General features: G+C 69.5%; 13 protein-coding genes. 10 read left to right on the top strand and 3 right to left on the bottom strand.

The window, feature by feature from the left end:
• Positions 1-86 precede the first annotated feature (86 nt).
• Positions 87-4058, bottom strand: a complete 3972-nt coding sequence (gene eccCa / locus ACWD3H_RS16270) for a type VII secretion protein EccCa (protein WP_451955518.1) — start codon at positions 4056-4058, stop codon at positions 87-89.
• A 176-nt stretch (positions 4059-4234) separates the two neighbouring features.
• On the opposite strand from eccCa, the gene eccD reads away from it, so the two are divergent.
• Positions 4235-5647 (top strand): type VII secretion integral membrane protein EccD, encoded by a 1413-nt coding sequence (eccD, locus tag ACWD3H_RS16265; RefSeq protein WP_451955517.1) that lies wholly within the window; start codon positions 4235-4237, stop codon positions 5645-5647.
• Position 5648: 1 nt separating this feature from the next.
• Here the strand turns inward: eccD and ACWD3H_RS16260 are convergent, their stop codons facing one another.
• Together ACWD3H_RS16260 and ACWD3H_RS16255 are read right to left on the bottom strand one after the other, a co-directional pair.
• On the bottom strand, positions 5649-6407 hold the full coding sequence (locus ACWD3H_RS16260) for a hypothetical protein (protein WP_355555021.1): 759 nt from the start codon (positions 6405-6407) through the stop codon (positions 5649-5651).
• A 42-nt stretch (positions 6408-6449) separates the two neighbouring features.
• Entirely contained in the window at positions 6450-6869 is a 420-nt protein-coding gene (locus tag ACWD3H_RS16255) for a hypothetical protein (RefSeq protein ID WP_355555023.1), read from the bottom strand.
• Between the two features lie 176 nt (positions 6870-7045).
• On the opposite strand from ACWD3H_RS16255, the gene ACWD3H_RS16250 reads away from it, so the two are divergent.
• From ACWD3H_RS16250 to ACWD3H_RS16210, 9 genes are all read left to right on the top strand, one after another.
• Positions 7046-7489: a YbaB/EbfC family nucleoid-associated protein gene (locus ACWD3H_RS16250; RefSeq protein ID WP_451955516.1), complete on the top strand. Its 444-nt coding sequence runs from the start codon at positions 7046-7048 to the stop codon at positions 7487-7489.
• 101 nt (positions 7490-7590) lie between these two features.
• On the top strand, positions 7591-8031 hold the full coding sequence (locus ACWD3H_RS16245) for a YbaB/EbfC family DNA-binding protein (RefSeq protein WP_451955515.1): 441 nt from the start codon (positions 7591-7593) through the stop codon (positions 8029-8031).
• Between the two features lie 312 nt (positions 8032-8343).
• Positions 8344-8676, top strand: a complete 333-nt coding sequence (locus tag ACWD3H_RS16240; protein WP_355555029.1) for a WXG100 family type VII secretion target — start codon at positions 8344-8346, stop codon at positions 8674-8676.
• 58 nt (positions 8677-8734) lie between these two features.
• The gene (locus tag ACWD3H_RS16235; RefSeq protein ID WP_355555032.1) at positions 8735-9040 is read left to right on the top strand and encodes a WXG100 family type VII secretion target; all 306 of its coding nucleotides are present in this window, start codon (positions 8735-8737) and stop codon (positions 9038-9040) included.
• Positions 9041-9125: 85 nt separating this feature from the next.
• Positions 9126-9548: a hypothetical protein gene (locus ACWD3H_RS16230; RefSeq protein ID WP_355555034.1), complete on the top strand. Its 423-nt coding sequence runs from the start codon at positions 9126-9128 to the stop codon at positions 9546-9548.
• Between the two features lie 15 nt (positions 9549-9563).
• The gene (locus ACWD3H_RS16225; RefSeq protein WP_451955514.1) at positions 9564-11078 is read left to right on the top strand and encodes a hypothetical protein; all 1515 of its coding nucleotides are present in this window, start codon (positions 9564-9566) and stop codon (positions 11076-11078) included.
• Positions 11062-11541 (top strand): hypothetical protein, encoded by a 480-nt coding sequence (locus ACWD3H_RS16220; RefSeq protein ID WP_451955513.1) that lies wholly within the window; start codon positions 11062-11064, stop codon positions 11539-11541. The genes ACWD3H_RS16225 and ACWD3H_RS16220 overlap by 17 nt, the downstream gene beginning before the upstream one ends.
• Before the next feature lie 12 nt (positions 11542-11553).
• Positions 11554-12828, top strand: a complete 1275-nt coding sequence (locus ACWD3H_RS16215) for a hypothetical protein (RefSeq protein WP_451955512.1) — start codon at positions 11554-11556, stop codon at positions 12826-12828.
• Between the two features lie 23 nt (positions 12829-12851).
• Complete coding sequence (locus ACWD3H_RS16210) at positions 12852-13895, top strand: hypothetical protein (RefSeq protein WP_451955511.1); 1044 nt, start codon at positions 12852-12854, stop codon at positions 13893-13895.
• Positions 13896-13938: the final 43 nt, after the last annotated feature.

The raw sequence follows: 13938 nt of genomic DNA, 5'->3' as shown, positions 1-13938 counted from the left end.
TACTTTTTCGGAGGAGCAAGCGATCTTTTGGGTCTGCAAGGGATTCGGCTGGTAGTGGGTGGTATGTCCGACACGGCCTGCGTGGCCTACCCGTCCGAGGGGGGCAAGAGGGCGGTCTGGATGAGGCGGGCGCCGGACTTCCTGTCGACGTGGTATCCCCGGCCCGCCGGAAGCGGATGGGGGCGCACATTGCCGAACAGGGAGCCCTCGTCCTTGTTGCCGGAGAGGATGACGGCGGGGCTGGCCATGTCCTTGACCCGCTGGATGACCGGGTCGAACATCGCCCGGCCGATGCCGCCCATCGCGCGTGACATGACCAGGTGCAGTCCGATGTCGCGGGCCTGCGGCAGCAGGTCCACCAGTGGCAGCAGCGGGTTCGACGAGGTCGCGACGAGATCGTAGTCGTCGACGACGATGTAGAGGTCACAGCCCTTCCACCAGTCCCTGGCCCGGAGCTGGTCGGGGGTGAGGTTCGCCGGGGGCAGCCGTTTGAGCAGCGCGCCACGCGCGTCGTTGATCAGTTCGAGGGCGGCCGCGCCGGAGGCGGCGTAGCCGATGCGGTGCTCGGTGGCGGCGGAGTCCAGCAGCGACCGCCGGTAGTCGACAACGATCATCATGGCCTCCTGCGGAGTGCGCCGGGCGACCAGGCCCTCGGTGACGAGCCGCAGCAGGTTGGACTTCCCGCTCTCGGTGTCGCCCACCACGATGAAGTGCGGGTCCGTCTCGAAGTCGAGCATGACGGGCGAGAGGGTGGCCTCGTCGATGCCGATCGGGATGCGGCCCGGCCCGCTCTGGGCGACGTCGGGCAGCGTCCCGGCGGGCAGTATCGACGGCAGCAGCCGTACGGGCGGTGCGGAGGCACCCTTCCAGGCGCTCTTGACGGCCGAGACGAGTCCGCGCACCCCCGCCGACAGGTCCTCGGCGTTCCGGACGCCGTCGATCCTGGGGAGCGCGGACAGGAAGTGCATGCCCTCCTTGGTGAGCCCGCGTCCCGGTACACCCGCCGGCACAGCCAGCGATGACTTCCGGTTGATCTCGGACTCGTAGGCGTCGCCGAGCTTGAGCTCCACCCGGGTGCCGAACAGGTCGCGGATGCCGGGCCGGAACTCCGACCACTTGTTGGTCGCGGCCACGACGTGGATGCCGTAGCCGAGACCGCGCGCGGCCAGATCGGTGATCACGGGTTCGATCGTCTCGAACTCCTGCCGGACGGTCAGCCAGCCGTCGACCACGAGGAAGACGTCTCCCCAGCCGTCGCCCTCGATCGTCCCGTCGGCGAGCCGCCGCCGGTAGGTGGTGATCGAGTCGATGCCCTGTTCGGCGAAGTCGCGCTCTCGCCGCTGGAGAAGGACGGCGATCTCGGCGACCGTACGGCGGACGCGGTCACCGTCGAGACGGCTGGCGATCCCGCCCACGTGGGGCAGCCCCTCCAGCGAGGCGAGTGAGCCGCCGCCGAAGTCCAGGCAGTAGAACTGCACCTCGCGGGGTGTGTGGGTGAGCGCCATGCTGGTGATCAGCGTGCGGAGCACCGTGCTCTTGCCGCTCTGGGTTCCGCCCGCGACGCCGACGTGACCGGTCGCACCCGCCAGGTCCAGCCAGAACGGGTCGCTTCGCTGCTCGAACGGTCTGTCGATGATGCCCACGACGGCGTGCAACCGGCCCCGGCCCACCCACCCGGCCGTGGTGAGGCCGTGTTCCGGTGTGACCGACAACGGCGGGAGCAGATGGGCGACGGTCGGGGGCTCGTTCAGCGGAGGCAGCCAGATGCGGTGGGCGGGCGGGCCCTGGCCGGCCAGCCGGCCGACCACGATGTCCAGCAGGCTGCTCCTGTTGTTCTCCACCTGTTCGTCCGACTCCGGCTCCTCCACGACGGGCAGCGGGACGAATGCCGGGCCGTACTCCACCACCTGCCGGATCGATCCCCGCCCGTCCGGTGTCGTCGCGTGGCGCGGGTCCACCTGGTGGGAGCCGGACACATAGGCGGCTTTGAAGCGGGTCATTCCGGTGGTGTCGAACTTGAGGTAGGCGTTGCCCGGGGCGGACGGCAACTCGTAGGCGTCGGCGACCCCCAGCACGACCCGGCTCTCCATCGCCGAGAACGTGCGCAGGCCCACCCGGTAGGACAGATGGGTGTCCAGGCCGCGCAGCCGCCCTTCCTCCAGCCGCTGTGAGGCCAGCAGCAGATGCACGCCAAGGGAGCGGCCAAGCCGCCCGATCATCACGAACAGCTCGATGAACTCGGACTTGGCCGCGAGCAGCTCGCTGAACTCGTCGATGACGACGAACAGCGTGGGCATCGGCGCCAGGTTCGCGCCCTGTTCGCGAGCGCGCTCGTAGTCGCGCAGCGAGGCGTAGTTGCCGGAGGCGCGGAGCAACTCCTGGCGGCGGACCATCTCGCCGTGCAGGGCGTCGTACATGCGGTCGACGAGGGGGAGCTCGTCCTCGAGGTTGGTGATGACCGCCGAGACGTGAGAGAGGCCGTCGAGGCCGAGGAAGGTGGCACCGCCCTTGAAATCGACCAGGACGAAGTTCAGGATCTCCGAGGAGTGGGTGACCGCCAGGCCGAGCACCAGGGTGCGCAGCAGCTCGCTCTTGCCCGAGCCGGTGGCGCCGATGACCAGCCCGTGCGGGCCCATCCCACCCTGCGCCGACTCCTTGATGTCGAGTTCGACCACCCGGCCGTCGGAGCCGAGGCCGATCGGCACCCGTAGCCGGTTGCGTCCGGCTCTGGGCCGCCAGGTCACCGCGGGGTCGAGACGGGTCGGATCGCCGACGCCGAGCAGGTCGGTCAGCGAGGTGTCCACCGAGAGCACGTCCTGCGGCTCCCCGCCCTTGGCGGTCGAGGCGCGCAGCGGCGCGAGCTGCCTGGCCAGTCCCTCGGCCCTGAGGAAGTCCATCCGGTCGGGATCGCCGAGGCGGGTCGAGTTCTCCTTGCCCGCGTGGTCGATCTTGACCATGAAGAAGCCCTCCGGCTGGACGTCCAGCCGGAGCGTGTTCTTCTCCTCGATCGGTGCCGTCGAACCGGACAGGTCGATCACGGTGACACCCTGGATGGCGTCGCCGCCCAGCTGGGAGTCGTGCGGCACGTGCCCGCCGTCGATGATCAGCACGTGGTACGGCAGGGCGTCGGAGGAGGCGCCCGGGTTGAACCGTGCCCGCTCCCTCAACTCGCCGCCGACCAGCTTGTCGAGCTCACCGAGATCGTTGGTCATGAGCCGGACCGGGCCTGCGGCGTCATTCTCCTCCGGGTGCAGCGCGTGGGGCAGCCACTTGACCCAGTCCCACTGCGACATCCATTCCTCGCCCGCGCACACCATGATCCGCATGTCGTCGGGAGAGTGGAACACGGCGATCTGCGCGATCATCGCGCGCACGATCTCGTGTACGGACGCCACGTCGCCGGTCAGCCTGATCCGTGCGAAGGAGTGCAGGGCCACGGCGACCGGCAGCCGGGAGACGGTCGAGTGCGCCCGGACGAACCGTCGCAGCGCGCCGGACGACAGGGCGTCCAGATCCTCGACGGGTTTGGAATCGGGAGGGATGAGCTTGAGAGCGAGCTTCTGTACGCCCGTGCCGAGTCGTACGGTGCCGAAGTCGTCGTCGTGGGAGCGCCGTTCCCACAGGCGCGGACCCATGGCGATCCACCACAGGGAGTCGGGGGCCGGGGCGCCCCACTCAAGAGCCCCCCGCTGCTGCGCGGCCGCCCGTCGTACCCTCTTGCGGATCTGGGCGAGGTAACGGAAGTAGTCGCGGCGCAGGCTGTTCAGCCGCTGCCTGCGTTCCCCGGCCTGGCGGCTTATCTGCCCCACCGACATGCCCACCATGGAGACGGCGAACAGGCCGCTCGCCACATACATGATCGGGTTGGAGTTCCCCCCGGCGGTGAACATCAGACCCATCGCGGCGCCGCCGGCCACCATTGGCAGGTAGGTGAGGATCGCGGTGAAACCCTGTGACTCGACCTCGGGAATCTCCGGTGGAGACTCAAGCAGGATCTCGCCCCGAGGTGGCTTGGGCGGGGGACGGCGTTCGGGACGTCGTATGACGACGATGCTCACCCTGAGTCACCCTCCTGGTCGTTCGCCGGGTCGTCGGTCACGGATACTCGCCTAAGGCTGCCGTGCATGATCCATTCTCGCCCGCTACGGTATCCGGGATATCTGTGATGTTCGCAATGTCTGTGGTGGGACGGAGGACAAAGGTGAGTTCACTTGCTCAACCGCCTGCTCCAGGATTGACGCCGCAGACCGCGCCGGCCCGGGTCGCCGCTCCGCTACCCGCACTGTGTCACGTCACGGTGGTGGCCCCCAGGGGGAAGGCGGATCTGGCGCTACCGGCAGACCTTCCGCTACCGCACATCCTGCCCGGCCTGCTGCAGGCGCTGGGCGAGCCGGGAGGCGACTCCGCGACGGCTCCCGGATGGGCGCTCCAGCGGCTCGGCGGCCCCCCGCTCGACATCGGTCAGAGCCTGGGTGCTCTGGGGGTGCTCGACGGTGAGGTGCTCTACCTGCGACCCCGCGACTCCGTGCTCCCTCCGGCCCTGTTCGACGACGTGGCCGACGTGGTCGCCACAAGGGTGAAGGACGGCCCGGGCAAGTGGGCCCCGGAGCACACCCGCCTGGTGGGCCTGGGGCTCGCGGTGGCACTCCTGGTCGCCGGAGCCCTGTCCCTGATACTGGCGGGGCCGCCGTGGACGGTTCCCGCCGTGCTCTGCGGGGTGTTCGCGGCTCTCCTGATCGCCGCGGGCGCCGTGCTGTCCCGGGCGATGGGCGACTCCGCGGCGGGCGCGCTGATCGGATACGCGGCCCTGCCCTACGGCTTTCTCGCGGGGCTCCTCGCGCCGCTGGCCCTCGGAGGTCTGAGTGGCCTGGGCGCGCCTCACCTGCTGTCGGCGTTCGCCGTCACCGTGCTCGTCGCGACCCTCGGCCTCGTCGCGGTCGCCGACGGCGTGCCCGGATTCCTCGGCTCCGCCGTGGCCTCGGCGGTCGGCGCGGTGGGGGCCGCCGTCGTGATGCTGTCCGGAGCCCCCGCCCAGGGAGTCGCCGCGCTGACCGCCACGGTCGTGCTTGCGTTCGGCCCGCTGATCTCGACCCTGTCGTTCCGGCTCGCCGGGATGCCGATGCCCTCGATGCCCACCAACGCCGAGGAGTTGCGGAGCGACAACCACCAGGTCGACGGCCCGGCCGTCCAGGAGCGCGCCGGCCAGGCACGGCACTACGCGACCGGATTCGTGGTAGCGACCGCCCTGGTGGGGCTGGTGGCCCAGGTCTATCTCGCGCTGGACTCCCGCTGGACCGCCACGGCCACCACGCTCTCCCTGTCGCTGGTCCTGTTCATGCGGGCCCGCGTCTTCCAGGGGCTTGGCCAGCGGCTCTGGCTGACGATCACCGGCACCGCCGGAATCGTCCTCTTCGCGATGTCACAGGCCGTCGCCGGGGGCGGTCTCACGGCGGTCGGCGTGGCGACGGGGTTGTTCTGGATCGCCGCGATCCCGGTGGGCATCGGCCTGGCGCTGCCGCGTGGGAAACCGTCCCCGTTCTGGGGCAGGGCCGGGGACATCGTGGAGACCCTGCTGATCGTCGCACTGTTCCCGCTCGCCCTCGGCGTGCTGGACGTCTACTCCTGGGTACGTGGCCTGGCCGGCTGAGCTACTGCCCGTAAGGCATGGGCTTGTCCTGCTTGGGGGCGATCCAGTCGAAGCCACGGGTGCCCCTCAGCATCGCGTTGTCGTCGGCGTAACCGCGGAAGGTCGGGTAGCGCGTCACGTCGATCGTCGCCTGCTTGAACTCGATGGCGGCCGCGTCGGTCGGCGCGAAGTTGTCCAGGTAGAGGTCTCTGCGCCAGAGGTTGAAGAGGGTGTATCCCACGGCGCCGAGATAGCTGGTCATCACTCCGGCCCAGGCGAGCAGGACCTTGTCGGAGGCGGCTGCCAGCAGGCGCAGGTAGAGCCGGGCCTGGGGGGCGGCAGGGGTGAACGTGAGCGCCACCGTGGCCAAGGTCGCCGTGAGCATCGCCGCGGAGAAGGCGGTGACGGTCCAGATGAAGTTGCGGTAGGCGCTGCCGACCTCGTCCATACAGCCGGCGACGTCGTTGAAGACTCCGCGCAGTGCCTCGGTCTTCTCCAGGAAGGTCGCGAGGACCTCCTCCACCCCCCGTTCGTCCTCCGCCTTCCAGACCGTTCTCAGCTGGTCGTTGATATTGGGGATGAGCCGTTTCGGGCCACCGTCGAGTTCACGCGCGAGCGCGTGCCAGTTGTTGACGGTCCGGATGATCGCGGCATGGTCCGCCTGCAGCGCCTCTACGGCGCCGAACGCGAGCAGGGGGACTCCGGTCAGGAGCTGCACCCGTCTCAGGTTGGAGAGTGCCTGCTCCATCGCGTGCGGCGCGCCCGCGTGCTTCGCCATCATGATCTGCCTTCGTGGTTTCCCGGCCTTCCCGTTGTCTCCCGGTCAGACGTATCGGACGGTGCCCGCGTCCTCGGCCGCGCGCCAGTTGGTGGCGGCGACGCGCATCCCGCCCTGCAGCCGCTCGACGGCCTCTATCGCGTCCCGAAGGAACTGGGCCGACTCCTCCTGAACCTTTCGGTAGGAGGGGGCGATCATCAGGCTGCCCATCATCCCGAGGTCGGAGTCGCTGAGGATCGTGTCGTGCAGCTTCTGCAGATGATCTTTGAAATGGTCGATGAGGTCAGGTTCCAGACGCTCCGCGACTCGCAGGATGCCCGTTGAGGTGACGTACCTGTCCTGGTTGTCCTGGGCGCCGCCGGGGGAGGGGGCCGCCGTGGACACCGTGCTGGACACCGTGCTGGGCGATGACGGCCGCCATACGGTCGGATGAGGGCCGGCGGTGCTCGGTGAGGGAGTGGACATGTGATCTCCCTATCACCGGGTTCGCCACTCCTGCCACGCGTCAAACGGCGTTCATCCAGGTGGGAGGCGTCTGTTCATGCGACGTTCGGGGTGATGACATCTGCCGCTGGAGGTGGGTTCACCGGCTCTCGATCGACTGCGAACCCTGATTTACATGTGATCTTCAAGGGGGGGCTGTGGTCTTCGAGTTCGACCCGGTGGGAGCCGGGCCCGAGGAGTTCGACAAGATGAGCGGCCAGGCGAACCGGGCCGTGCGGGACCTGGCCGGAGCCGTCGAGGAGATCGGTGCGGTGCGGGGGGAGGGGGAGTCCGCCGACGGTCTGGTACGGGCGACGGTGGACGGTGGCGGGATGATCCAGGGAATCCGGCTGGACGCGCGGGCGATGAGGCTGGGGAGCGAGGGCCTCGCCGAGGCGCTGACGGATGTCGTACGGGCCGCGCAGGAGGACGCCCGGCGGAGGACCGAGAGCCTGTTGCGCTCCGCGTTCGGTGGGGAGACCCCGCCGGTGATCGACGTTGGACGGACGCTGCGGCGGTTCGAGGAGGTCCAGGAGTCCTTCGCACGCTCCATGGACGGGAGTTTCGCGGAACTGGACAGGCTCCGGCGTCGACCGTCGTGATCCCGGCCGTATTGCCACCCCGCGGGAATGGCGGCTAGGTTGCCCGGAAAGTGACCGCCTGTTACTCGTGGGGTAAGTGGCGCCCGGGGAGGGGACCCTCGATGAGGGAATTCGGGGAATTCGCGAACATCGATGTCGACAGGTTTCTGAACGGCGTGGAGTCGCAGATCGCGCGCACGGGGAGACTGCGGGAGGACGTCGCCGGGCTGGTGGGGCGTGCCCAGGACGAGGACGAGCTGGTCTCGGTGGAGTACACGACCGAGGGGCTACGCGCGCTCGACATCCATCCCAAGGCGATGCGGCTGAGCTCGTCCGAACTCGCGGAGAAGATAAAGGCGACCCTCCAGGACGCCTCCCAGGATCTGCAGACGCGGGTGAACGCGGTGATGGGCGAGGTGTTCGGCGAGGAGATGAACCCGATGAGATTCGTCGCCGATCCGGAGGCGGCGATGAGCCAGGTCAAGTCCGCCGAGGCCGCCTACAAGCGGACGTTCGAGGATGTGATGGGCGAGCTCGACCGAATTCGCCGAGGACTTGAGTAGCGCCCCGGTCCGTCGCGGTCGGCCTTCGGATGTGGGCGGCCTGAGGTGTGATCCGGCCGCCGCGCCGATCGCTTTGGGGTGCCCGCCCGGTCTGCCCCCTCCGGCCTGCATGTTTTTCTTAATGTGACTAAAGTGTTATCTGAGCTTGATATGCATTCATGTTAGGTATGTTGCGCTAGATCGCTAACATGCCATTCGATGGCATTTGCGGCTATAGCTCTTTCTGTCCGCGTGTGCGGTGTTGTGGCCGTACGGTCCGTGGCAGACACGGCATCGTCGCGAAGAAGCAGGCTTATGTCACGGAGGTAGCCGGTGGCGGAGTTTTTTGGCGCGAGCGCGACACAGATCAGGAGAGCGTCCGAGCTCGTCGTTGACACCGCGCAGTACGTCGACGGCCTGCGCCGGGGCGTCGAGACCACGACCCAGGAGCTGACCGCCTCGGGCTGGCTCGGCCCGGCGTCCGCCAGGTTCGTCGGCGCGATGCGCAAGTGGGATGAGCAGATGATGATCGTGCGACGGGACCTGGAGTCGATCGCCAGGAAGATGGGCGACAACTCCATCACCTACAGCGCGGCGGACCAGGACGTTCAGTCAGGTATGAACAGGGTCGACTCCCTCATCAACACCAGCACGACGGCGTCCTGACCGTGGACGTCGGCGTGAAGTGAACCTGCTCGACCCACGACCAAGAACGGAGATCGATGTGTCCGATTCGGACTATACAAAGGTCAACTTCGTCCAGATGGAGCAGGCCCAGGAAGGGCTCCTCCGCGTCGTCACGGCCATGGACACCGCCACTGACCAGCTCATCACCAAGCTCCAGGAGGTGCTGGGCGACAGCTGGGCGGGTGACGCGGCGACCTACTTCGAGGATCACCGCAAGATCTGGGACGCGGCCGAGCAGGAGATGGGCCGCCAGTTGAACATCGCCGCGGTCGCCCTCGGCACCGCCAACGAGAACTACCGGGCGGCGGAGGCGAGGAACAAGGCCATCTGGAGCAGCGGCTGAGACGACCGGTACACGTCTCATGTGGTCTCGGCCATCGATGCGTGACGCGATGGCCGAGACCGTTCGTCTTCTTCGAGGGGGAAACGTGAGCAGAGCCTCCGACGGCGGTGCTCCCGGCTGGCCCGGGCTGGACGGTGAGGCGACACTCGAGTACGACACCACGCTGATGCGGAAGGTCGCGGACGAGCTGGAGCGGCATCTCGGCCCCCTCAAGGGGGCGGCCCACGCCGAGGGATACACGACGGGATCGCTGAAGAGCGTGCAGGTCAACGGTGGGCTGACCGAACGGGAACTGGGGGCCTGGCCGGCGGCGAGCGCGTTCACCAGATCCGTCGGCATGGTGCCCGACCCCGGTGGGATCGTCTCCCTCGAACAGGGGAACGCGGCGCTGCGGTATGTCTACCAGCTGTTCGTGACCCGGTACGAGGAGGCCATCCAGGCGATCCGCGCGAACGCCGACGAGTACGACAGGGCCGATCCCCGCCGAGGAAACGGCTCGAACGCATAGGAGTGGAAGGTCGTCGTGGGCAGCGATTCAGGGAGCCGGCGGATACGCGCCACCGGCGCGGCGCCCGAGCAGGGCGAGGTCACCGCGTCCAGAGCCCAGATCGAGCAGTGGTTGCGGAACACCTCGCCCATGGCGGTCGACGACGCGGGGTTCGCCTACATGCACGCCGCGAGCACGATCGGCACCCTTCGTGACGCACTGCCGTCGAACGCGACGAGACTCAGCCGGTCGTGGCGCGGCGAGACGTCCGCCGAAGTGCAGAGAGCGCTGCAGATGCTGCACTCCACCGCCGAGGAACTGGTCTCCACGATGGAGAAGATGTCCGAGGTCCTCAGATGGTACGGCGGGGTCTATCTTCCCGAGGCCCGCCGGAAGATCGAGAACCTCGACAACCCCGGCGGGGCGGAGCGGACGCCCAATCCCGAACCCGGGCCCGCCCCGACAGCGACCCCGACAGCGACCCCGACGGCGACCGCGTCCGGCGGGTCGACGCCATCGCCTCAGGAGCCCTCGGCCGGCGCGTCGCCGTCGGCCTCCGACGTCGAGGACGGCACCTACGCGGCCCGCCAGGCGCTGCGCACGCTGAACGCGCAGATCCTCGAACTCAACCACAGGGTGCCCGAGGCGATCTTCTACGACCTGCCGACCGTGACGATACCGGAGGGCGGCCAGGTCTATCCCGACGTCGTCTACCCCGACGGCGACCCGTACCCGAACGGCCGCCCCGGGCCAGAGGGCAGGGGGCCGGGTGCCTGGACGGCGAGCGGCGGAGCGGGCGCGGAGTCCGGCGGCCGGTCTTCGGACTCCGCCGGCGGGAGCGGCGGGGGAGCGGGCGCTTCAGCGACCGGTGGCGGGAGCCGGGGTGGGTCGGTCTCGACCCCCGGCACGGAGGGTACCGGTCCGGGCGCCCCGGGCCCGGACGGTTCGGCCCCGGGTGGCAGGGATTCCGGCGATCCCGGCGATCCCAGGAACGGCGGCCCGGGCTCGGACGGTCCTGGAGGGACGGGCGGGCAGGATCCGCCCACCGCGGACGGCACCGGCAGCGGCACCGATACGGGCACCGGCACCGGCCAGAACCCGCAGAACGACGGAACCGTCCCCGCGGTGATCGACGGAACGGACGGCACACCGGCCGACGATCCCGGGAGCACCGAGGTGGCGAGCTTCATCCCGCAGACCCCGGCGACGGTTCCGGTGATCCAGCAGAGCCCGGTCGGCCCCGTCGGACCGGTGACGACCGTCGTTCCCCCCGCCACCTCCGTTCCTCCGGTGCTGGGCACCCCGGGTGTGGGTGCGGGGGCGGCCGTGCCGCCCCCCAATGCCGCGGTGGCGCGGGGAACGATGAACGGCATGCCGATGGTGCCGCTCATGGGCGGCGGGGCCGGGGGCGAGAGCGCCCAGGAGTCCGAGAGGTTCAGCCCACTGACGGAAGAGCAGGACGTCTGGGGCTCGCGCCCCGACGTGACCTCCGCGCTCATCAGCGGATCCGCCGCGGACCACGGAAAGGTACGGCATGGCGATCGAACTTGACCCGGACTGGCCCGGCCTGACGATCAAGGACGACAGCAGCGGCGACGGCGGCCCCGAGGGGAACCAGGCCGAGATCGAGCGGATCGCGCGTGCGCTGGACGAGTCGCTGACGACGCTGACGACGCCCACGCAGCCGCCGGCGACATCGGTCGCCCAAGATCAGGGAGGCCCACCCGCGCCGTTGCCCGGGCCGCCCCCCGGCGCCGGGTCGCTGCCCGACGTCCGGCTCCAGTGCGCGATCGGCTCCGCCCACATGGGGGAGTGGCTCACCGCGCAGCAGTTCGCCATGGCGACCTACACCGCCTACGCGACGCTCATCGGCGAGACGGAAGGGTCCGGCGGCCTCTACTCGTCGCTGGTCCAGCAGTACGACACGGTCGTCGAGGCGCTCATCGGCATCGCCAGGACCAACACCGCCGCCGAGCAAGCCAACATGGAGCCGGGCGACCGGCGCGACGTCTGACGAGGAGCCACCATGGCGGAAACGGGATCGACCTCGCCCAACCAGACCGTCATCAACATTCCCAAGGAGACGCTCTCGATCACGCTCTTCGAGAGCACCCTGGAGAAAATCAAGGGCTGGATCGACAGCACCAATCCGGATTCGGTACGCCGGGCCGGTGACTACTACCTCGCCGCCCAGACCCTGCTTGAGAACGCCGCGCGAGAGCTCAAGAGCAAGGCCGTGGAACTGGCCGACCACTACCGGGGGCCGGCGAGTGTGGAGACGCAGAAACAGCTGCAGTCTCTGCACGGGACCATCCGCGAGCTGGCCGACAAGATGGGGATGATGGGTCCGCCGCTGCACCAGTACGCGGACACCCTGGTCTGGGCCCAGCAGAACCTCGTCGTGAAGAGGGGGCAGGACTCGCGGTCGGACCACGACACCGACTGGGCGGACCACATCCCGTTCTACGGGATGTACCGGGTGGAGGACCGGGCCAGAGACCACTTCTACGAGGTCAACCAGAGGATCGCCGAGCACTACTCGCTGCTCCCCAGCCAGGTGCAGGAGGCGTTGCCCACCCCGACCCCGCTGGACATCCCCGACTTCAAGGACGGGGGCTTCACCCCCGGCCCGCCTCCCGGACTGCCTCCCGGCGGGCCGGCCGGCCAGGACTCGCCCTACGGTCCCGGCGGCACGGACCGGCCGTTCGACCCGGGGCAGGCGGAAGGAGGGCCGTACGACCTGATCTCCTCAGGAGTCGACACGAACGGTACCGGTGCCGGCGGGCCGGGGACGGATCGGTTCGGGCCGGACCAGGGCGCCTGGGGTCCGGGCCAGGTCCAGCCCTCCGGCCCGTCCGGCTCGAACGGCCAGTCCGTGCCGGGCTGGAACGGCTCGGATCCGTCTCCGCAGTCCTTGGACGGCGCCGAGGCTCCCCGCCAGGACCTGTCCGTACCGGATGACGGAACCCGGCTCACCGGCCTGAACGACACGGCGCTGACCGGACCGGCGAACGCCTTGACGAACGGCCCGTCGTCGAACGGGGGGCCGGGCATCGGCACGCCGGGCGGTGCGGGAACGGGGGGTGCGGGGATCTGGGGCACGGGCGGCGCCGGAGCCCTCTCCGGAGTCCCCTCCGGAGCCCGCGGAGGGATGAACGGCATGCCGATCTTGCCGCTCGGGGCGCCGCTTCATGGACAGGGAGGCGAGAGCGGGCAGGAGTACGAGAACACCACCGACCTCCTGGAGGATGACGAGGTCTGGGGCAGCGGCGGCCCCACCATACCCCCGCTGCTCACCTAGACGCGGTACCGGAGAGGGTGGAGATGGGCGAACTTGTTCCGGGAATGAACTTCGGCCCGACGAGTCAGGAGATCGGCTACTCGGCCGACGATCTGGACGGACTCGGCAACGGGTTCGGCAGGGAGGCGCCGGGCCTGGAGTCACTGGGGAAGAGGACCGCTGCGATCAGCATCGGTTTTCCCGCGTTCGGCGTCGTCGGCATAGGGCTGCTGACGGCCACCGACCAGGCTCGCGACAGCGCCGCCCAGGCTCTCGAAGCGAGCGCGAAGGTGCTGAACTCCTGGAAGGCGGCTCTTGCCGCGATGGCCGAGGACATGAGGAAGCGGGAGAAGGAGAACGAGGAACTCTTCCCGGGGCCGGGCTCTCCCGGACTCGGCACGCCGGATCTCGGTGGCCTGGATCTGGGGGGCACGGACCTTGGTGACACGGGTCTGCCCGGTACGGGCTTTGACGACACGGGCCTTCCTGGTACGGGCCTTCCTGGCACGGGTCTGCCTGGCACGGGCCTTCCTGACACGGATGGCCTCGACCCGACCGCGCCCGGTGCGCGGACCCCGGACCTGGAGACGCCCGACCTCAAGACGCCGGGCACGGACCTTCCCGATTCGAACACCCCCACGCCCGACATACCGGCGCCGAACACCGACCTGCCGCAGGTCCCCGACACGAACATCCCGGGCCTCGACCCTGGCGACGCGGCGAACACGCCGGCCACCCCGAACCTCGACCTGCCGGACCCGGGGAAGACGGACCTGGCGGGTTACACCCCTCCCGACCTGACGACGTCGCAGCCGAGGGTGCCGGAAGCCTCGACCTGGTCGGGCGAGTCCGGCCGTTCCGGCGGCGCCTCCCCCTTCGGAGCGGCGGCGGGCGGCGGGCAGTCCTCACTGGCCGGCGCGCGTGGGGCCGGGCTGAACGGCATGGCGGGAATGCCCTTCATGCCGATGGGCGGTGCCGGCGACCAGAAGAGGGAGATCGACAACCCGTTCTCGGGCCTGTCGGGGGACGAGGGGGACTGGGACGACGACGCCGACGTCGCTCCCGCCGTGCTCGGGCAGGAGCAGTGATCGACGAGGATCGGTCCCCCCTGCCCGGCGGCCTGGCGGTCCG

The organism is Streptosporangium sp. NPDC002607 (assembly GCF_053592655.1).
This window is presented reverse-complemented; position numbering and strand designations above follow the sequence as displayed.